Source organism: Streptomyces sp. NPDC034111 (assembly GCF_055575375.1).
This window is the reverse complement of the sequence record NZ_JBVIST010000008.1, coordinates 180,795-199,725: the sequence shown is the minus strand read 5'-3', so window position 1 is coordinate 199,725 and position 18,931 is coordinate 180,795. Positions and strand designations below refer to the sequence as shown.

The 18,931-nt window shown below is 67.8% G+C and carries 14 protein-coding genes; 7 read left to right on the top strand and 7 right to left on the bottom strand.

Going from position 1 to position 18,931, the window contains the following annotated elements; genetic code table 11:
- Positions 1 to 70 precede the first annotated feature (70 nt).
- On the top strand, positions 71 to 2,122 hold the full coding sequence (locus ACZ55A_RS20865; RefSeq protein WP_468841928.1) for an amylo-alpha-1,6-glucosidase: 2,052 nt from the start codon (positions 71 to 73) through the stop codon (positions 2,120 to 2,122).
- A 243-nt stretch (positions 2,123 to 2,365) separates the two neighbouring features.
- On the opposite strand, the gene ACZ55A_RS20860 is transcribed toward ACZ55A_RS20865, so the two are convergent.
- The 3 genes from ACZ55A_RS20860 to ACZ55A_RS20850 all read right to left on the bottom strand — a co-directional run bounded on the left by ACZ55A_RS20860 (position 2,366) and on the right by ACZ55A_RS20850 (position 4,519).
- Entirely contained in the window at positions 2,366 to 3,202 is an 837-nt protein-coding gene (locus tag ACZ55A_RS20860) for an ATP-grasp domain-containing protein (protein ID WP_468841926.1), read from the bottom strand.
- 169 nt (positions 3,203 to 3,371) lie between these two features.
- Positions 3,372 to 4,004: a DUF305 domain-containing protein gene (locus ACZ55A_RS20855; protein ID WP_468841923.1), complete on the bottom strand. Its 633-nt coding sequence runs from the start codon at positions 4,002 to 4,004 to the stop codon at positions 3,372 to 3,374.
- Between the two features lie 119 nt (positions 4,005 to 4,123).
- On the bottom strand, positions 4,124 to 4,519 hold the full coding sequence (locus ACZ55A_RS20850) for a DUF6153 family protein (protein ID WP_468841920.1): 396 nt from the start codon (positions 4,517 to 4,519) through the stop codon (positions 4,124 to 4,126).
- Between the two features lie 116 nt (positions 4,520 to 4,635).
- Here ACZ55A_RS20850 and ACZ55A_RS20845 point away from each other — a divergent pair, with 116 nt between their 5' ends.
- Positions 4,636 to 5,133: a GNAT family N-acetyltransferase gene (locus ACZ55A_RS20845; protein ID WP_468841917.1), complete on the top strand. Its 498-nt coding sequence runs from the start codon at positions 4,636 to 4,638 to the stop codon at positions 5,131 to 5,133.
- 497 nt (positions 5,134 to 5,630) lie between these two features.
- Here ACZ55A_RS20845 and ACZ55A_RS20840 read toward each other — a convergent pair whose 3' ends face one another.
- A complete protein-coding gene (locus ACZ55A_RS20840) occupies positions 5,631 to 7,604 on the bottom strand; it encodes a collagenase (protein WP_468841914.1) in 1,974 nt (657 codons plus the stop codon).
- A gap of 372 nt (positions 7,605 to 7,976) precedes the next feature.
- Here ACZ55A_RS20840 and ACZ55A_RS20835 point away from each other — a divergent pair, with 372 nt between their 5' ends.
- Positions 7,977 to 9,611 (top strand): flavin-containing monooxygenase, encoded by a 1,635-nt coding sequence (locus tag ACZ55A_RS20835; protein ID WP_468841911.1) that lies wholly within the window; start codon positions 7,977 to 7,979, stop codon positions 9,609 to 9,611.
- 263 nt (positions 9,612 to 9,874) lie between these two features.
- Here ACZ55A_RS20835 and ACZ55A_RS20830 read toward each other — a convergent pair whose 3' ends face one another.
- The 3 genes from ACZ55A_RS20830 to ACZ55A_RS20820 all read right to left on the bottom strand — a co-directional run bounded on the left by ACZ55A_RS20830 (position 9,875) and on the right by ACZ55A_RS20820 (position 12,942).
- Positions 9,875 to 10,708: a hypothetical protein gene (locus ACZ55A_RS20830; RefSeq protein ID WP_468841909.1), complete on the bottom strand. Its 834-nt coding sequence runs from the start codon at positions 10,706 to 10,708 to the stop codon at positions 9,875 to 9,877.
- 62 nt (positions 10,709 to 10,770) lie between these two features.
- The gene (locus ACZ55A_RS20825) at positions 10,771 to 11,610 is read right to left on the bottom strand and encodes a papain-like cysteine protease family protein (RefSeq protein ID WP_468841906.1); all 840 of its coding nucleotides are present in this window, start codon (positions 11,608 to 11,610) and stop codon (positions 10,771 to 10,773) included.
- A 594-nt stretch (positions 11,611 to 12,204) separates the two neighbouring features.
- A complete protein-coding gene (locus ACZ55A_RS20820; RefSeq protein ID WP_468841903.1) occupies positions 12,205 to 12,942 on the bottom strand; it encodes an SDR family oxidoreductase in 738 nt (245 codons plus the stop codon).
- Between the two features lie 198 nt (positions 12,943 to 13,140).
- Here ACZ55A_RS20820 and ACZ55A_RS20815 point away from each other — a divergent pair, with 198 nt between their 5' ends.
- The 4 genes from ACZ55A_RS20815 to ACZ55A_RS20800 all read left to right on the top strand — a co-directional run bounded on the left by ACZ55A_RS20815 (position 13,141) and on the right by ACZ55A_RS20800 (position 18,741).
- Complete coding sequence (locus tag ACZ55A_RS20815) at positions 13,141 to 13,941, top strand: helix-turn-helix transcriptional regulator (protein ID WP_468841900.1); 801 nt, start codon at positions 13,141 to 13,143, stop codon at positions 13,939 to 13,941.
- A 909-nt stretch (positions 13,942 to 14,850) separates the two neighbouring features.
- Complete coding sequence (locus ACZ55A_RS20810) at positions 14,851 to 15,993, top strand: alpha/beta hydrolase family protein (RefSeq protein ID WP_468841898.1); 1,143 nt, start codon at positions 14,851 to 14,853, stop codon at positions 15,991 to 15,993.
- A gap of 563 nt (positions 15,994 to 16,556) precedes the next feature.
- Positions 16,557 to 17,822, top strand: coding sequence for a hypothetical protein (locus ACZ55A_RS20805; protein WP_468841894.1), 1,266 nt, complete (start codon positions 16,557 to 16,559; stop codon positions 17,820 to 17,822).
- 139 nt (positions 17,823 to 17,961) lie between these two features.
- Positions 17,962 to 18,741 (top strand): aminoglycoside phosphotransferase family protein, encoded by a 780-nt coding sequence (locus ACZ55A_RS20800; protein WP_468841891.1) that lies wholly within the window; start codon positions 17,962 to 17,964, stop codon positions 18,739 to 18,741.
- Positions 18,742 to 18,931: the final 190 nt, after the last annotated feature.

Sequence of the window (18,931 nt, the reverse complement as noted above, 5' to 3'; positions counted from 1 at the left end):
GCCGCGCAGCTCTGAAGAAGTCAGCAGTACATACCGGGCTTCTCAGACGTGCCCTCACCAAGGAGCGACATTGACGAATTGGACACCCCAGCCATTCATCCACGACGCGATCATCTGCCTCGAGGCCCCACACCTTGTCGTGTCCCCGCAGGACGGTCAGATCAGGGACGGGGCGGACGGCTTCTACGCGGCGGATTCCCGGCTGATCAGCCGCCTCGTGCTCAGCGTCAACGGCCAGGAGCCGGAACCTGTCGACGCGCAGCTGTCCAGTGCGGGGGAAGCCCGCTTCCTGGCCGTCCACCGTGGCCGCGACGACCACACGCCGGACCCGGCCGTGACCGTGGAGCGTGTGCGCACAGCGGGCAAAGGCTGTGAGCGGATCACCGTCGCCAACCATGGGCGCCATCGCGCCCGGCTGGCATTGCGGCTGGAGACGGCCTGTGATCTGTCGGACATGTCAGAAGTGAAGTCGGGTCGACCGCGCGAAGCGCTGCCCGCGACGGCGAACGGACGGGGCGTTTCGTGGAAGTCACCGGGGGAGGACGCCGTCACCTTGACGGGGACGCCCGCCCCCGACCGAGTCGAAGCCGACCGCGATGTCGCCGCTCTCGTCTGGGACATCGAACTCGCCCCGGCGCAGAAGTGGACGCTGACCCTGGCGCTGGACGCCTCATCCAGCGCCGCCTCCCCACCGCCCGTGGTGGCCGCTGCCACAACCGGCCCGAAGCCGTGGTCGTCGCCGCGCGTGACCTGCACCGACTCCCGGCTGGCTCGCCTTCTCGACCGGAGCCTGGACGACCTGGCAGCGCTGACCATGGCAGACCCTCAGGACCGCGCCGACCATTTCCTCGCCGCAGGCGCGCCGTGGTACCTCACCCTCTTCGGACGCGACTCCATCTGGGCAGCCCGGATGATGCTGCCCCTGGGCACCGAGCTGGCAGCCGGCACGCTCAGAACGCTGGCGCGTCGCCAGGGCACCGCGCACGACGCGGCCACCGAGGAGCAGCCCGGCAAGATCATGCACGAGCTACGGCGCGAAGCCAGTCTCACCCTGCCCCCGCTGTACTACGGCACCATCGACGCCACCCCCTTGTTCGTCACCCTGCTGGCCGAGGCATGGCGGTGGGGGATGCCCGAGGACGAGGTGGCAGCTCTGCTGCCCGCCGCGGAACGCGCGCTTGCATGGCTGCGTGACTACGCCGACGCCGATGGCGACGGCTTTGTCGAGTACGCCAGGCTCCGCGAGAACGGCCTGGTCAACCAGGGGTGGAAAGACTCCGAGGACGCCGTACAGTCAACCGCCGCCCGCCTCGCGGAGCCGCCCATCGCGCTTGCCGAAGTCCAGGGCTACGCCTACGAGGCCGCCCGCGCGGGTGCGGAGCTGCTCGCCGCCTTCGGGAGGCCGGGAGCGGACTACTGGCGGGAATGGGCGGAGAAGCTGGCCGGGCGCTTCCGGTCGGCGTTCTGGGTCGAAGACGATCTCGGTCCCTATGTGGCGATCGCCCTGGACGGTGGCAAGCGACCGGTCGATGTCGTGGCGTCCAACATGGGCCACCTGCTGGGCAGCGGCATCCTCGACCAGGCGGAGTGCCGGCTCGTCGCTGATCGGCTCTCCCGTCCGGAGATGGACAGTGGCTGGGGGCTGCGCACGATGAGCGCGAACGCCGAAGGGTTCAACCCCCTCGGGTATCACACCGGTTCCGTCTGGGCCCACGACACGGCCATCGCCGTCGCCGGACTGGCGGCGACCGGCCACGATCAGGCAGCGGCATCCCTGCTCGACGGGCTGCTCGACGCCGCGACGGCCTTCGACCACCGCTTGCCCGAGTTGCATGCCGGTGAGCAGCGCCGCCCGCATGCCCGCCCTGCCCCCTATCCCGCTTCCTGCCGCCCCCAGGCATGGGCTGCCGCGGCGGGCGTGAGCCTGCTGACATCGCTCCTGGGACTCCAGCCCGATCTGCCTGCCGGCCGAATCCGGCTGCGTCCCCTCGCCGCCTCGCCTGTCGGGGCCCTTGAGGTCAGCGGCATCCGTCTGGGCTCTTCATCGGTGACGGTCAGCGTGGACGGCTGCGGACAAGGCGAGATCGCCGGCCTCTCGCAGGGAACACGGGTCGAGAGGTAGCGATCGTCGGACTGCAAACGCGCCGAGCAGCCCTGGCACGCGCCGAAAGCGGCCTGCCGAGGTTGTGGTCGACGCCCGTGGACGACACTGGTCACCGACGGCGCGGCGTGGGGAATCGGTGTGGAAGCTCGTGCAATTCCCCAACCCGAACTTCATGAACGTCCCATGGCCACGGTGGAGTTGACTCAGCCGTGACCATGGGACGTCGCCGCCAGATGAGGGTGCTGGTCAGAGGGCTGACGGTCAGGTGGCGGGCGGAGTGTCCAAGAACCGGTGGAGGGAGGCCGTCATGCTCGTCACGAAGGCGTCGCGGGTCTCGTCGGAGACCAGATCCAGGGAGAGGTAGGGATTGAGGTCCTCCAACTCCACCAGGAGCAGTTCACCTTCCTGGGTACGGCAGGCGTCCACGCGCTGGATGCCGTGGTCAAGGGTGTTCCAGTCGATGAAGCGGCGGGCCACGCCGAGGTCGGCGTCCGTGGGCTCGTAGGGTTCGAGGACCCAGCGCCGGTGGGGGTCGGGGGCATGGAGGGCGTACTGGAAGGCGTCATCGACGTAATAGAAGGACACCTCGTAGCGGAAGTCGATGCGCGGCTGGACCAGGATGTCGCCGAATTCGAGGCCGCCCAGCTCGTCCTGGGGAACAAAGGCCAGGCCTATGGAGTCCGCGCCGGCCTTCGGCTTGACCGCGTACTGCCCCACCTTGGGCAGCAGGTTCAGGTCCTGGGCCCGGTCGACGGTGGGGATGACCGGGTATCCGGCGGCGGTCAGGTCCAGCAGGTACTGCTTGCCGGCCATGTCGCCGCGGCCGGACAGCGGGTTGTAGACCCGGGTGCCGCGCGCCGTAACCTGCTCCCGGAAGGCGTCGTACTCCTTCTGGTAGTGCAGTACGGGACCGCTGTTGCGGACCACGACCGCATCAAAGTCGTCCAGCAGCGCGGCGGCATCCAGCGGGTGGCACAGGGCGATGTCGAAGTCGTTGCGCAGGCGGGAGGTCAGGAAGATGTCCTCGTCGCAGTAGCGTCGTCCCCGGGCCTGGTAGGCGAGATCGGTCACGAACAGGACGCTGGGGCGGACGGGCATGGTGATCTCCTTGAGCGGTGGCCACCAACCTATCCGTCCCGCGGAACACGTCCGCAGGCAGGGCTGCGCGGTCATGAGGGTGTCAGCGCGCTGGCACCCTCTGTGCCCCCGTCGCTGGGTGTGCCCTGCGGGGCGGGCACTTCTGTGCCCGCCCCGCAGGATGCCGCGATCAGCTCTTGCCGAGCAGCTTGTTCATCTTGTTGATCTCGGCTGTCTGGGAGGTGATGATCTGCCCCGCCATCTTCTTGGCCGCGGTGTGGGAGCCGTTGGCCTGCTGGGTCTTGGCCATGGTGACGGCGCCCTCGTGGTGCTTGATCATCATCTCCATGAAGGCGGTGTCGAACGCGGTGCCTGACGCCTTCTTCAGCTTCTCCATGTCCTCGTCGGTCATCATCCCGCCCATGCCGTGCATGGAGTGGTCCATGGCACCCTCGGCGGGCACCTCCTCGCCCCAGGAGGTCAGCCAGCCGGACAGTGTCTTGATCTCCGGGTCCTGAGCCTTCTTGATGTCCGCGGCGAGCTTCTTCACCTCGGCCGACTGGGCCCGGCCGGGCGCCAGACCGGCCATCTCCACGGCCTGGCGGTGGTGGGGGATCATCCCCTTGGCGAAGGCGACATCGGCGGCGTTGTGCTGCCCCTGCGACGCGGGAGCCGAAGCGGCGGCGGAAGCCGACGTGCTGGTGTGGCCGTCGTGACCGGCCGAGCTGTCGCCGTTTGTGCCGCAGGCGGCCAGGACGACAGCGGCCGTGCCGGCGGCGGCCATGGAAGCGCCGCGGCGGATCAGGGAACGCTTGCTGGTCATGATGGTGCAACTCCTTCACGCGCGCCCGTCCCGGCGCGCGAGGTCAGACGGATGTGGAAGCAGGCGACAGCGCGGCACCCGCCCCGGCCGGGGCGTACGAGGGTGCCGTGCGGGCCGCTCTATACCCGCAGGAGTTGCAGCTCGGACAGGTCAGGCGGGGCCCGGCCCTGTACGGCCGACGCCGGTGCGGCGAGGGGAACACCGCCAGCAGTCGGGGCACCGGGCAGGGCGTCGGCCAGCGCGGGCGGCACGTATGCGGAGCCGATACCGGCTGCCGCACAGGTACCGTCCGCGTGCGCGAGGTGCCCCAAGCCGCCGTCGGTGTGCGAACACCCCCCGCTCGCATGTTCCGCGGCAGGGGCATGGGCCATAGCCGTGGCCATGGCGTGCTCGGGCGTCGGTGTTCCGCCGGGGGGCAGCGCGTGCATTCCCAGGACGCCGGCCAGCACCGCCAGCACCAGCAGCACGAAAAGCCGCCCGGCGGGGCGGCGGCTCGGTCGGGTGCTGCCGGTCATGCCGTCATCGTACGGGTGCGTCGACACACGACGTGCACTGGTTGCCGGCGCCAGAGCGAGGCCGGGCCCCGAGGAGCCGGCCCGTGCAGCGCCGACCGGTTGTAGCCTCGGCCCTTATGAGTTGGCTTCCTGACGACTTCGTCCACCCCGTCTACGTGCCGGTGCCCAACACCGCGCTTCACCTGCGGCCGATCCGGGAGGCGGACACCGCGCTCGACTACCCCGCCGTGATGGGCTCCCGAGAGCGCTTGTGGGAGATCTTCGGCCCGGCCTGGGCTTGGCCCAAGGAGACGATGACCTATGAAGAGGACCGGCTCGACCTGCTGCGGCACGAGAAGGAGATAGCCGCGCACCAGTCGTTCAACTACGCGCTGCTGGACGAGGAGGAGACGGCGATCCTCGGCTGTGTCTACGTCGACCCGCCCGAGCGCACCGGCTCCGACGGAGAGGTCTCCTGGTGGGTGGTGGACGACCTCGCCGGCGGCGAGGTGGAGCGCGCGCTCGACGCGCTGGTGCCGCAGTGGATCGCCGCCGACTGGCCCTTCCAGCAGCCCCGTTATCTGGGCCGCGACATTTCCTGGCAGGACTGGCTCGCGCTGCCGCGCGCCTCGTGACATGCAAGGGCGGCCGAAGAAGTCGGCCGCCCTTGGTGGTGCTGTCGGTCATCCTCGCTGGTTCAGGGCCCTGGTCAGCTCACGGTTGGCGGCCCTGCGGCCATCGCCCAGCGCTATGGAGCCAGTCGGACGCCCTACACACGATGGGAAAGGGCCGCCTGTATGTCATGCCAGTGCATGACCTGAGTCACTCTTACGGCCGGTTGTCCCCGAAGGGCTTCAGGGCGAACGGGCCGTCGACACCGCCCGCGCCGCCCGCCGCGTGTCGGCCCCCGGGCTGCGTCCGCGTGGGGTCCGTCGACGCTCCTTGCTGAGTCATCTCATGCTGGGCGTACGGGAGTTGATGCACCGCACCGAAAAGACATCCCCGTCTGAGCCCCGCTACCCACGTTGGCAGATGAACCGGGACAGTTGAGAAGCCTGGTGTCCCGCGCAGGAATGATGCGTGGGACACCAGGCTCGCTTGGCTCAGTTCTTGTCGGTGGCCGAGGCCCCGATCACCGGCCGCTCTTGGCCGGCAGTTTGCCGCAGTCGCCGCCGGCGCACTTGCTCAGCCAGTCGGTGAAGTCGGCGTCGTACTTGGTGCCGATGGTGTCGCGGAGCAGGGTGTGGGCCGCGTCGTACTCGCCTGCGCGGTAGTGGCCGAGCAGGGTGGCCACGTCCTCGGGGTGTGACTGGAGCATGTATCGGACGCCCAGGTAGCCCCACTGGTAGATACGGGTGGTGTCGGCGTTGTCGTAGGTGGTCTCGAAGAGCTGGCTGAGCTTGTAGGTCTTCTTGCCCGCCTCCTCGATCGCCCTGTCGTAGGTGACGCCGCGGTACGAGTAGGAGACGTACTCGGCGAAACCCTCGACCCACATCACGGTCGGGGTGGTCTGCCCGGCTGCGAAGTCGCCGTACATGTCGAAGCGGCCGTCGAGGTAGTGGGTGTACTCGTGGTTGAGGTTCCAGATCTGGAAGGCGCCGTCCTGGGCCGGCTGCTCGTAGGCGATGAAGCGCGGCTGGTTGCCCTCAGCGGCCGGGTCGCCCTCCAGGTACATGCCGCCGTTGTTGGTGTCGATGCCGAAGACGACACCGGCGTAGGTCTTGTAGTCGGTACTGGAGTTGAAGGCAACGATCTCGATGCTGGTGTTCTTGTCGTCCTTGACCGGGCCGTTGTCCTTGACGATGTCGTGGAAGACCGGGTCCTGCTTGAGGATGCTGTCGCACGTCGCTGAGAGTTCGGACGCGCTCAGCTCCTGCGCGAGGATCTTCGCGCTCGGACCACATGTGTGCTTGATCGTCAGCACCGCGTCGCGCACGCGGTTCTGAAGGTCACAGGTGTCGTACTCGGAGCAGTTCTCCTTGTCGAACTCATTCGTCATCTCGGCGAGGCCGACCCAGAGCGGGGCGGTGCGCCCAGTGATCTCGCTGCGGCCGAGCAGCTCCTTGACCAACGGTTTGACGGTGTCCTTGAGGTCGGCGTGCTGGAGGAAGCGGGCGAGTTCGCGTCCGGCGTTGCTGGCCAGGTAGGACTTGTCGGTGCCGAGCAGATCGTCGTGGGCGACGGCGAAGTCACGCAGTCCGGTGAGGACGCTGGGGTCGGCCTTCACGGCTTCGGCGAACTCCGGCAGTTGGTGCCCGCGGAACAGCACGGTGTAGGTGTTGTTGACCGCCGAGAGCATCCCGTAGAACTCGTCGTACGACGAGTTGTAGTCCTTCTGCAGACGCTTGACCACGTCGAGGTACCGGGCGTTCTCCTCGGAGCTGTCGATCAGGGTGACCGTCTCGGCCAGGGTTTCTCCGTTGGCCTCGGTGACGTCGAAGGCGTGGGACGAGCCGAAGAAGCCGTCCAGGGCACCCTGAATGGCGCTCTTCAGCGTCGGGCCGTATTCGCCGACGTTCTCCGGCTGGTTGTACTGGATGTAGTAGCCGGCGCGCAGGTACAGCACCACCTGGGTGGCGAAAGTACTGTTGTCCCCGGGGTAGTTGGTCGCGACATCCTTGAATGCGTTCGCCACCGTGACCATCTGTTCCTCGCGGAAGAGGGCCTTGGAGTCCTCACCGGTCACGCTGAACAGCGTGTTGATGCAGGCGGTTTCCGACTTCTTGATCTGCTCGACGAGGGCAGCACCGGTCTTCGAGGTGAAGTCGCTGACGTTACAGTCCGCTGCTGCCTTCGCCGCAGAGCGGGCCTTCTTGCGCTCTGCGGCGTTCTGGACCGCGGGGAGCGGAGGGTGTTGCGCGGATTTCGCGGCCTTCGCGGCCGCTCGCGCGGGGACAGTGGCGTGTCCGGGTGCGAGATCGTCGGCGAGAACGGTGGCGGCGGCGGGCTGCGGGGCGAGGGCCGACTTGGGTGCGGGCTTGTGTGGCTCGGCTCCGGCCGGTGCCGCCCCGCCGTTGGGGGCGAGCATGGTGAGCCCCAGGCCTGCGGCGGCCACGGTAGCTAGCAGCAGCTGGGCGGGTTTTTTGAACGTGGGGGGTCTACGCATAGCGATGGCCTCCGGGCCGGTCGGCACCGTGCGTGGGGCACGGCGGTGGGGGGACCGTGATGCACTCTCCGAGCAGCTGTCATGGCCCGAAAAGTGTGACCGTACAATTTCACAGTTCACATGGCAGTGGAAGAGGGTTGCAAGAACAGAAGGAACTGATGGACCGTCAGAAGGTGGGTGGGTCAAGGATGATGCAGGCGGGAGCGCTGGGAACCGCGGCCGTCGGACGGAGTACGGGACTTCCCGTGACGCCGGGCGTGGACCAGGATGTCGCCCCTGCGCCCTACGCCTTCCCCGCCCTATGCACGACGCCCGTACGCCCCCGGCACACCGCAGCCCCGCGCGCCGTGTGCGCGGAGACAGGAGAACCCGATGGACATCAGCCCCGACCCTTCCGCCGCCCACCAGGTCGACGCCGTCGTCGTCGGGGCCGGACTCTCCGGCCTCTACCAGCTCCACCGGCTGCGCGAACTCGGCTTAACAACAGTGGTCTTCGAGGCCGGTGACGACATCGGTGGGACCTGGTACTGGAACCGGTACCCCGGGGCCCGCTGCGACGTCGAGAGCATGTCGTACTCCTACTCCTTCTCCCCGGAACTGGACCAGGAGTGGGAGTGGAGCGAGCGCTACGCGTCCCAACCGGAGATCCTGCGCTACATCCACCATGTCGCCGACCGGTTCGACCTGCGCAGGAACGTCACGCTGCGCACCAGGGTCACCCGCGCCGCGTACGACGAGGACACTCACGTCTGGCGGGTCTCCACGGACACCGGACGGACCGTCACCGCCCGGTTCGTCGTATTGGCGTCGGGCTGCATGTCGGTCCCCAAGGACCCCGGGATCCCCGGGGCAGACAGCTTCACGGGCGCCGTCTACCACACCGCCCGCTGGCCGCGCGAGGAGGTCTCCTTCACCGGCAAGCGGGTCGCCGTGATCGGAACCGGATGCTCCGGTGTCCAGGCCATACCCGTCATCGCCGAGGAGGCGGCCGCACTGACCGTCTTCCAGCGCACCCCGGCCTACGCGCTGCCGGCCCACAACCGCCCGCTGCGGAGCACGGAAATCGCGGAACTCAAGGCCCGGTACCCGGAGTTCCGGCATGCCCAGCGGCTGTCCCGGGGTGGGACCGTCTTCGAGCCGCCGACCCGGTCGGCCCTGGAGGTGGACGAGGCGGAGCGCACGGCCACCTACGAGGCGGCCTGGGCCTCGGGGCTGCTGAGCGGACTGCTGCGCACCTACACCGACATCCTGACCGACGAGACGGCCAACGAGACCGTGGCCGAGTTCGTCCGCGCCAAGATCCGGTCGATCGTCACCGACCCGGCGACCGCCGAACTGCTCTCCCCGCGCACGTTCCCGTTCGCGACCAAGCGTCCTTGCCTGGACACCGGCTACTACGCCACCTACAACCGGCCGCACGTGACATTGGTGGACCTGCGCACGACCCCGATCGAGACCATCACGCCCCGGGGTATCCGGACCTCGGAGGGGGAGCACGCCCTCGACGCGATCGTCTTCGCCACCGGCTTCGACGCCCTGACCGGCTCCCAGCTCGCCGTCGACATCGTGGGCAAGGGCGGCGTGACGCTCCGGGAGAAGTGGGCGGACGGCCCGCGGCACCACCTGGGGCTCGTCTCGGCCGGCTTCCCCAACCTCTTCACCGTCCTCGGGCCCCTCAGCCCGTCCGTACTCACCAACATCGCGGTGTCCCTGGAACAGCAGGTGGAGTGGATCACTGACTGCATCGCCTATCTGCGCAGGAACGGTCTCACGGAGATCGACGCCGCTCCAGCGGCCGAGGCGGACTGGGGCGCCCAAGTGGCGGAACTCGCCGCCCGGACGCTCTACCCGGCCGTGGCCTCCTGGTACACGGGAGCGAACATACCGGGCAAACCCCGCGTGTTCCTGGCCTACGCGGGCGGGCTGGACCGGTACCGGGAGGAATGCGATGCCGCGGCCCGGAGCGGCTACACCGGTTTCGTCCTCTCCACCACCTCCTCCGCATAGCCAGCCTCGTCCTGCTGTCTATCCCGCAGGGGCACGTCAGGTTGGTCTTGTGGTCCGGCTGCGAGCCATTCAGGCGCCCGGCGCGGGGGCTGCTGCCGCCGGCAGATCCCGGGCCGTGACCAGCCGGGCAGCCCCAGGGCCGTAGTCCGGCGGCATTGCCGATCACCGCGGGGCGGCAGCGCCATGCCCCGCCACATGAGGGTGGCGGGGCATGGACGGACGGTCAACTCATGTGCGTGCGCATCATTTTGCCTGTGTATGCGTCAACTGGTCTGGGCGCGCGTCCGCTTGCGGCGGAAGCGGAACCCGAACGTACCGCCCGCCAGGGCGAGCGCGAACGCGCCCGAGGCGCCGACCAGCATCGGTGTCGAGGACGGGGCGTTGTGCGCCGGAGCGGCAAGCTTGTACCCACCGGCCATGCCCTTGCGGTCGTAGGCCGACCCCGGCAGTTTGTCGGCGTACCGGCCGTGCACCAGCTTCTGGTAGGCGGTGAGCGAAATCGTCCGCTTACCACCGAGGCCGGAGACCGCTTCGCGATTCAGGGGTTGGACCGTGCCGTTCTTGAGCCGGTACCAGGCGTGGATCTGCGGCTCGCTGAATACCCTCGAGTCCGATGTGGCCTTCTTGGCGAAGCCGAGGTCGGTGTTGCCGTCCTGAATTCCGGCCAGATGCCATTTCCCACCCTTGGAGGGGGACGCCTGGCCGGCGAGCAGGGCGGTGGCACGATGGCCGTTCGCGCCGTTGACCTCAGAGGCCAGGTACGACAGCCGTAGCGCGCTGGCCGAAGTGGGCTTCGCCTTTCCGGTGACGAAATCGGGGGTGATCTCGTACATCGCGACCGGATCCTTCAGGCTGAAGGCTTGCGGGGCGTCCTGTGCCCCGGAGGTCAGGGGAGCTTCGCCCTCCTGCCCACCGTCCGCGCCCGCCTTCCCCTTGGAATCCGCGGCGTTGAGGAAGCGGTTGACGGTGTCGTGGACCTGTGGCGACTGCAACACCTGGCGGGCGCCGTGGTAGTCGGGTACGCCCGCCGGGCCGTCGGCGGCCTGCGCCTGGGTGCAGAGGAATGCCGACGCGCAGAGCGTCGCACCGAGGGCCATGCCTGTGAAACGAGCAGCACCCCGGTTTATGGAACGTATCTTGCTGCGCATTGCTGCCCGTCCTATTTGTGAATGCCGATACGGGAATGGGTCCACTGGAACGACGAGTTGTTGACGTAGTCGTTGTAGTTCCACCAGGTGTAGGTCTGGGTGGAAGGCCAGGGATCGCCGACCGCGATGGTGTTTGACGATTGGTCGTACCCGTAGATGACATTCATATGGCCGCCGCCGGAAGTCCATCCAATGCGTACCCCGAACGGTCGGCCGCCACTGATCTCGTTTCCTGTCTCCGAGAAGGACGCGTTGCGGGACAGGCCGTTTCCGGTGTTGGAGAAGCCCATGCCGGCCCAGGCGTTGGCCATGTCATCGAGCGTGGCGGGCTGGTTGTCACAGCTGAGGTAGCTGTTCTGGGCGGCGAGCCGGCAGAAGTCGGCCTGGCTGTACTGGTTGTATCCCCAGTACTTGGCGATGGTCAGGCCGGAGGCATCCCAACACCACTGGTCCTGGACCTGCTTCTGCATGGAGATGTTGAGGGCGACCCGTCCGCCGGCGGACGAGGAGCAGGTCGGTAGCTTGTCGGTGTTCTCCTTGATGAACGCGTGGGCTATGTAGAAGGATCCCGAGCTGGACCGTATCCAGCGGGAGTCGCCGTTGACGCTGTCGCCCTGCACCTGGCAGGTCATGGAGACCGTGCTGCCGACGTGGGCTTTTCCCACGATGCGGGCGGAAAGATTGGGTGCTTGGCGTTTGTTGATGGTGCTGTAGTTGCCCTTACCACTGGTGATGGTTCCGGTGGTAGAGCCCGCCTGGGCGAGGCTTCCGGCATTGAGGAGGAGTCCGGCGCCGACCACGGCTGCCGAGGCTGCCGTTAAGGCTCTCCTTCGCGTGAGGCGAATGCGCATATCTCAACTCTTTCGTGTGGGGGATACCCAGGGCATGCCGCGGGCGCCTTCGCAGGTGAATGCGATGCAGAGTCGGGAAGCGCACGTCGTCTATGCCCTGAGGCAGAGAATTATTACAACACTTGAAGCCCCTATGGCAATGACTACCTGTCAATACCCCTGCGTTACCGAAGAGTAGGACTGGAGAAAGCGTTACGCCGCCGGATTGATTACCCACGCTCAGTAATCAATTCGGCGGCTTAGCGCCCGATTTGGGATTGGTTACCGGGTGGTATTTTCAGGGTGTCTACCACTGGGATCAACTGGCTTGCAGGAGGCGGGATTCAGATGGCCGCTGCGCCGAGATGGCGTCCTGCGCGGGGCGATACCTGGCCCTGCCTTCACCTGTTGATGGCACGCTCAACCTTGTTGCGGTCACGGCAGTGTTCGGTGTCGTAGGTGACGGACCGGGGGCCTCCGCCGAGGGCTCGCCCCCTCATCGGACATCCCCCACGCGCTTCACGAGCGGCAGATACCGACCACGCCAAATGTGACGACCTCTGAGCTTGTCTTCCAAGGCCCGGGCCTGAAACGCGCCTCGAACTTGGGCGGGGGTCAGTTCTGGGCGGTGGGCCGGACGACGATCTCGTTCACGTCGACGGTCGCTGGCTGCTCGATCGCGAACGCGATGGCTTGGGCGATCGCCTCGGGCGGGATCGCGATCCGGTCCCTCATCGCCGTGATCTCTGCTCTTACCTGCGGGTTCGTCGATGCCTCGGCGAAGTCGGTCCCGACTGCGCCGGGCGAGACGGTGGTCACCCGCAGGGAGTCACCGGCTTCCTGGCGCAGGCCCTCGCAGATGGCACGGACCGCGAACTTCGTACCGGCGTAGACCGCCATGGCCGGCACGATGCGAAATGCGGCCGTGGAGGCGATGGTGATGAAGTGGCCCGTGCCCTGGGCCCGGAAGACCGGCAGCGCGGCGCCGATTCCGTGCAGCACACCCTTGATGTTGACGTCGACCATCTGGTCCCACTCGTCGACGCGCAGATCGTCGAGAGGCGAGATGGTGCCGGCCCCGGCGTTGCTGACCAGCACGTCGAGCCGGCCGAACCGTTCGCCGGCCAGTGCGACCAGGGTGTGCAGGTCGTCCCGTCGGGTCACGTCCGTGCGGGTCTGTACGGCCGTGCCGCCCCCCTTCTCGATCCGCGCCACCAGCTCCGCGAGGCGCTCGGATCGCCGCGCACCCAGGACGAGCCGCGCGCCTCGCTCGGCAAGCAGCAGTGCGGCCGCCTCGCCGATGCCGCTGCTGGCTCCCGTGATCGCCACGACCTTGCCGTCGATTCCCGACACGATGTCTTCCTCTTCCTTCTCGGTACCGGTTCCAGGTGATCGCCCCGAAACGCGTCCGCGCGCCGGGGCCGCCCGGCGCCGGGATGACCGTCCACAGGCCATCGGTGAGAGCTGCACCCCCACCCGAGCTCCAGTCTGGGATGGCCTTAGCCTGGTATCCAGAGCGTGTTTATTCTGGAACCAGGGATGCCATCCACCATGCAGAAGCAGCCGGACGAACGCCGTGAGCTGGGCGCTTTCCTCCGCAGCCGCAGAGAGCGGATCACCCCTGACAAGGTCGGCCTGCCACACACCGGCCGACGCCGGACCCCGGGCCTGCGCCGGGAGGAACTCGCGCTGCTCGCAGGCATCAGCGCAACTTGGTACACGTACCTCGAACAGGGTCGGGACATCCGCGCCTCGGACCAGGTGCTCACCGCCCTCGCCTCAGCGCTGCAACTCGACCGGTACGAGCGCGGTCACCTCTTCCGGCTCGCAGGTCACGCGCCTGCGGCCGAAACCGAAGAACCCGAGCCGCTCGCGGCCGAGGTGGCGGCCGTCCCGCTCCTGCTCCAGCCGCACCCGGCGTACATCATCGACGGCAACTACGACGTGCTCAGCCACAACCAGGCGGCCGACGAACTGTTCCCGCACCTCACCGCGGCCGCGGACCGGCCGGCGAACTTCGCCCGCTGGGTGTTCCTCGAACCTGCGGCCCGGGACGTTCTGGTCGACTGGGAGCCCGAGGCGCGCGGCCTGCTCGCCCGCCTGCGGACACTGGCCGGACGCCACCCGGGCGACGTCCGATATACCCGGCTGATCGACGAGCTGACTGCGGGCAGCACAGAAGTGCGTGCCTGGTGGCCGCAGTACGACGTGCAGGCCCGGCACGGCGGACGGAAACGGCTGCGGCGCCCGGGAGGCGGGGCGGTCGACTTCGCTTACACCGCATTCCACCTGGCCGAACAGCCTGAACAGACACTGGTGATCTACTCCGACGGCCGGGAATCCGCCGATTGAGCTCTGCCGACCACCCCGTGCGGCGTGGTGTCGTGCCGTCCTTGTGGTGAGCCGGGCCGCAGGTGGCAGGGCTGCCGAAGACAAACCCGGCTCCGTGCTTGGGCGGTCGGCCGCCCTTGGGACCGTAGAGGTGGGCCGGGGTGGGGCGGCTGAAGAGGCTGACCGGGGCGCGATGTTGGCGCCCAACTCGTTCAAGGGAAAGGCCGCTTCTGTGCCCCCGACCCCTTCGCGAAGTGAGGGGAGATTCCCAATCCCCCTTCCAGCAAGGGGGCATAAATGAGTGAATGCTCCCTGCCTGCATTCGCCGCGTGACGCACAGTCGCGGATGTGCTGAACGCCTCAGGTGTCGGTGTTACGAACTGCCGCGTAACAAAAGCGCTCAGTGAAATCGTGATCAACCCGGCGGAATTCTGGATCCGACGGTCGCGGTCCAGCTGTGGCGTTAATGAGCCAAACCTCCGGCAGAGTTCTGCTGGCCGGGGTCGGCGCCCCGGCCAGCCACCGCCGACTCGATGGCATACTCCACGACGAACGCCGACAGATCGTGTCCCGCGCATACGCGGCCACGGAAAGGCCGGCCGTACGGCACGCCGACGGACGGGGTACGAAGTCGGCGCCTCGTATTTCTGGGAGCGCCGGCAGCTCCTACACCACCAGTCGCCCCGGGCGAGAACTCTTCGCGAAATCAGTGAAGTTGGCGCGGACACGGCAAACTGGCTTTACGCTGATCGCCACCCGATCGCCGGTCGCAGGGCGATCGTCACCATGAATAGGGCTGCCTTGAAACACGCACGAAAGCGCCAGAGCCGGTTTCGCACCCGGATCGCCAGCGCCACAGGAGTACTGGCCGTCGCCCTGGGCGCCGGAGTCGCGCCAGCTACCGCCGCGGGGAAGAACACCGGTGCTCCCATGACCACGGCGGCCTCCTTGGACGCGGCGGAAGCCCCGGACGCGGCGCAAGCCCCGGGCCAGCTGACCCTCCCCGCCCCGACCGGGCGCCATCGCGTCGGAACGGTCGACCTCCATCTGCGCGACTCGACACGCACGGATCCATGGACGCCCAACCCCCAGCCGCGCGAGCTGATGGTCACCCTCTGGTACCCCGCCACACACACCTCCCGCTACCCCGCCGCACCCTGGCTACAGTCCGCCGCCGCCGCGCACTACCTGGCGAGCTATCAGATCCCCCCGGGCTCGGTGACCCTGCCCACCACCGCCGGCCACACCGGCGCCCCGGTTGATCACAAGGCCGGCAAGTTGCCGGTGGTGCTGTACTCGCCCGGGCGGGGCTCGGGCCGCGCGGCGGGCACCGCGCTCGCCGAAGACCTGGCCAGCCGCGGCTACCTGGTGGTCACCGTCGCCGACACCCACGATGACGCCGAAGTGGAGTTCCCCGGCGGCCGGCTGGAGCTGAGCACCATGCCGCCCGCCACCCCGGCGTCCCGCGTGATCGCCGCCCGGGTCGCCGACACCCGCTTCGTCATCGACAAGCTGGCCGCGATCGCCCGAGGCCACAACCCGGACGCGGACCATGCGTCTCTCCCCAATGGGCTGTCCGACGCGATAAACATGAAACGCATCGGGATGTTCGGCCCTTCCATCGGCGGAGCAGTGGTACCTGCGGCCATGCAGGCGGACTCCAGGATCGATGCCGGTGCGAACCTGGACGGCCAATTCTTCGGCCCGGCGAAAGCCCAGGACCTCAACCGCCCCTTCCTGCTGTTCAGTTCGCAAAACCACAACCGCGACACCGACCGGAGCTGGGCAAGGTTCTGGGAGCATCTGCACGGAGAGCGGTACGACCTGAAGCTGCGCGGCGCCGAGCACCTCTCCTTCTTCGACTACGAGGCTCTCTGGTCCCAGGCGCCCGGCCCGTTCAAACACTCCCCGGCCCAACTCGTCCAAGATCTCGGCACGATCGCCCCCGACCGCGCCATCGCCGTCCAACGCACCTACCTCGCGGCCTTCTTCGACAAGCACCTGCGCCACCGGCACGGCCACCTGCTCGACGGCCCCTCGCGCCACTACCCGGAGGTCGACTTCATACGCTGAACGGACCGGAGCTCACCGTCGGCCACTGCGCAGCGCAACGGCATATCTCGACGTACCGGCCACACTGCACGCTGCGCCTGTTGCGGATGCCGACCGGTAACGCCGTTCCGATGCCGCCGCGGCATATCCCGCCAAGCCGTACCACTGCGAGTGCAGAAGCGGGCCCGAACACCGACAGCCGCCGGGCACGTGCACTTCCGTGCAGCTCGGATACACCTGGACCTACCGACACTGAACTCACGGTGTCGCTGACACCCCACCCCCCCGCACGAGGAGAAGGCATGCCCCGGCGCGCGAGAAGATCCGCTGCCGTCCTGACACTGCTCCTGGCCGTACTCCCTGTCGGAGTCGCAACAGCCCTTGTGGCAGCGGTGGAACCCGCAGCGGGGTCGCCCGGCGGTCACCACGCAGCGGCCCCGGAGCGGATGGATCCGCCGACGCCACCAATGCACCAGCCCGCCCGTACGTCGTCCCGCCAGTCGCGCACTCTGGGCACAGGCTCCTTCCGATCAAGTCCTGGGCCCGTCGCGGGAAGTTCCGTCTACGATTACGCGCCGAGCATCATGGCTGACGGCGTGTACAGGATGTGGTGGTGCGGCCAGACGCCGGGAGGGACGCCCGGTGACGACATCCTCTACGCGGAGTCGGCCAGCCTGAACGGCCCGTTCCACGCACGAGGCAGTTCGGCCCCGTACCAGAGGGTCTTCGACGGAACCGGCACCGGCAGCTTCGACAGCACACACACCTGCGACCCTTCGGTCGTGCGCGTCGGCGGCATCTACTACCTGTACTACGGAGCCGAGCGGGCAACCGGCGAACCGACCACGATGGGTGTCGCCTCCAGCCGCGACGGGATCCATTGGACCAGGCTCAACCACGGCCGGCCGATCGTCACCCCGGCGAACCAGCAGCAGACGCCGAACACATACGGCGCAGGTCAGCCGAGTGTGGTCTACCTCAACGGCGACTTCTACCTGATGTTCACCGACACCACCGGTGCGGGCGCGCTGGGCAATGGGGCCGGCAAGTTCGTCTGGCGCTCGCCCGACCCCACCTTCCAGTCACGTGTCCAGGTCTTCGCCTCCTCCGGCTGGCGGGCCAAGACCGGTGCCAATTCACGCAGCTTCTCCGTCGTCGATGCGTTTTCGGCTGACTGGCAGTATTCGGACGCCTTGCGCGCTTTCGTTATCGCCCGTGACAACACCCCTGGCCAGACCACGTTGTCCTTCCACGCCCCCAGCAATCTCGCGACGCACCCGTATGGCGAAGTGGCCGTCCCCGGCCAGTGGTCGGAGGGACCGGGCATCGTGTCGCGTCCTGACAAGCACGGGGTGGTCTCGGGTAACAACGACTGTGGGCGGGTCCCTGTCGACGTGATCCATGCCAGCACGGGACGTCCGCCGCAGCGGTTGACCCACGTCGGTGTCGACCTGCTCAGCGGCCAGAGTTGCGCGTCGATGCCGGCCGGCCAGCTCGCGGCGATGTACGAGGGCTACGGGTTGCAGACCAGCCGACTGCCCGCAGCCGTCGTGGTGGGTGGCCGACGGCTGCAAATTCAAAACGCCTCCGTCTACACCGACATGACCCGCAACCGCATCAAGGTCCCGTCATCGATCTACCACGCCATTCCCTACGGGGCGTCATTGCACAAGGGCGCGAAAGTGCTTGGGGCTCCAGGGCTGCCCGGGGCCTTCGAGCTCGACCACAAGAAGCTTTGGCCGGTCAACTCACAGCGGCTGGTGTCGGACAACCACTCCTCGATCACCATGGTGGACCGCACCACGTGGCTGTCGCACCTCCGGGGGCACGGTCTGATCTACCTCGACTAAAGGCTGTCCCGTAACTGGCAGCATCCATGGTGAGATCACAGCCAAGGAGGTCTGGGTGGTGCCTCGGGCGCATCGCGCTGACCGTTCTGGGCGTTGATATCCAGGACACTGACGTCGGTGGCAGGGCTACGCTGACCCGATGATCGAGGACGGCGCCACTGACAAGGGCAGTGTGACCACGGTGCGGCGGATCGGCGGGACGATCCGCCGGCCGGTCGGCGAGTGGACGCCTGCCGTGCACGCCTTGTTGACCCACCTGGAATCAGTGGGCTTCACTCGGGCTCCGCGAGTCCTTGGCACCGACGGCACCGATGAGGTGCTGTCGCTGCTGCACGGCGAACCGGCGTTCACGCCCTGGCCGTCGGCTCTGCGTTCGACCGTCGGAATCAGCGAACTGGGGTCCTGGCTGCGGGACTACCACGACGCTGTCCGGGACTTCCAGCCGCCGGCCGATGCGCGATGGCAGGGCCAGGAGACCGAGTGGAGGCCAGGCATGGTCATTCGGCACGGCGACCTCGGCCCGTGGAACTCCATCTGGAACGACGACGGACTCGCCGGTTTCATCGACTGGGACTTCGCAGCGCCCGGCCATGCCCTTGACGATCTCGCGCAGCTCGCGTGGTACGCCGTGCCGCTGCGTCCCACCGAGCAGCAGCGAAGAGTACCGATCGCCGGGGAGCACACCCTGCGGAGCCGCCTCAACGCCCTTTGCGCCGCCTACGGAGCACGCCCGGCAGCAGTTCTCGACGCGCTGGATGCCGTCCAGTCCCGTGAGGCCGAGCGCATCGAACGGCTGGGCCGGCAAGGCCACGAGCCATGGCTGACGTTTCTCGCCCGCGGCGATGTGGCCGAGATGGTGGCCGAGCGATCCTGGCTCCGATCGAAACGCACGGTTCTCCTCGGTGGTTCGGGCGGCTGAGCACGGCCCGTCCCGGCTGACCCCTGCTGAAACGACCTGGCAATGGCTGTTGTCGTCTCGGCGTCTGACGTCTTCCACGGCACGGTGACCCTCGCGTCGATCCGGCTTGGGCTCAGTCAGTGACCCGCCGGACACTCCTTAGGTCGTATCCGACGGTTCGTTTAGCCGACCCATCGGATACGACCTGTAC

Coding starts and splice junctions, on each gene's coding strand:
- ACZ55A_RS20860 (WP_468841926.1), bottom strand. CDS start 3,202: ATGCCCGTCCGCCCCAGCGTCCTGTTCGTGACCGATCTCGCCTACCAG.
- ACZ55A_RS20855 (WP_468841923.1), bottom strand. CDS start 4,004: ATGACCAGCAAGCGTTCCCTGATCCGCCGCGGCGCTTCCATGGCCGCC.
- ACZ55A_RS20850 (WP_468841920.1), bottom strand. CDS start 4,519: ATGACCGGCAGCACCCGACCGAGCCGCCGCCCCGCCGGGCGGCTTTTC.
- ACZ55A_RS20845 (WP_468841917.1), top strand. CDS start 4,636: ATGAGTTGGCTTCCTGACGACTTCGTCCACCCCGTCTACGTGCCGGTG.
- ACZ55A_RS20840 (WP_468841914.1), bottom strand. CDS start 7,604: ATGCGTAGACCCCCCACGTTCAAAAAACCCGCCCAGCTGCTGCTAGCT.
- ACZ55A_RS20835 (WP_468841911.1), top strand. CDS start 7,977: ATGGACATCAGCCCCGACCCTTCCGCCGCCCACCAGGTCGACGCCGTC.
- ACZ55A_RS20830 (WP_468841909.1), bottom strand. CDS start 10,708: ATGGCCCTCGGTGCGACGCTCTGCGCGTCGGCATTCCTCTGCACCCAG.
- ACZ55A_RS20825 (WP_468841906.1), bottom strand. CDS start 11,610: ATGCGCATTCGCCTCACGCGAAGGAGAGCCTTAACGGCAGCCTCGGCA.
- ACZ55A_RS20815 (WP_468841900.1), top strand. CDS start 13,141: ATGCAGAAGCAGCCGGACGAACGCCGTGAGCTGGGCGCTTTCCTCCGC.
- ACZ55A_RS20810 (WP_468841898.1), top strand. CDS start 14,851: ATGACCACGGCGGCCTCCTTGGACGCGGCGGAAGCCCCGGACGCGGCG.
- ACZ55A_RS20805 (WP_468841894.1), top strand. CDS start 16,557: ATGGCTGACGGCGTGTACAGGATGTGGTGGTGCGGCCAGACGCCGGGA.
- ACZ55A_RS20800 (WP_468841891.1), top strand. CDS start 17,962: ATGATCGAGGACGGCGCCACTGACAAGGGCAGTGTGACCACGGTGCGG.